This is a genomic window from Streptomyces sp. P9(2023) (assembly GCF_032436795.1).
Classification (GTDB): Bacteria; Actinomycetota; Actinomycetes; order Streptomycetales; family Streptomycetaceae; genus Streptomyces.
The window spans coordinates 1-270 of sequence record NZ_JAUPWM010000486.1 but is presented as its reverse complement, the minus strand read 5'-3'; the positions used below and the strand labels follow the sequence as shown (position 1 = coordinate 270).

Annotated in this window: 1 protein-coding gene; it reads left to right on the top strand. The window is 62.6% G+C overall.

Annotated features, from left to right (window positions below; translation table 11 throughout):
* Positions 1 to 3: 3 nt before the first annotated feature.
* Positions 4 to 165, top strand: a complete 162-nt coding sequence (locus Q5762_RS40210) for a cytochrome c-type biogenesis CcmF C-terminal domain-containing protein (protein WP_399495601.1) — start codon at positions 4 to 6, stop codon at positions 163 to 165.
* Positions 166 to 270 lie beyond the last annotated feature (105 nt).

Here is a 270-nt window from a genome sequence, read left to right as displayed (position 1 = left end):
GCCATGCGCGTGCAATACAAGCCCTTCGTGCGCTGGCTATGGCTGGGTGGCTTGCTGATGGCCTTCGGTGGCCTGCTGGCCGTCATCGACAAACGCTACCGCCGAGTCAGCGTGCGCCAGCCCGAGGCAAGCCGAGCCCAGCCTGCTCAGGAGGCGCCGGTATGACGCGACGTTTGCTACTGTTACTGCTGCCCATCGGCTTTCTAGGCATTGCGCTGAACCTGAATGATCGAGGTATCGGCCAGGAAGTTGGGGCCACGACGATTGGTC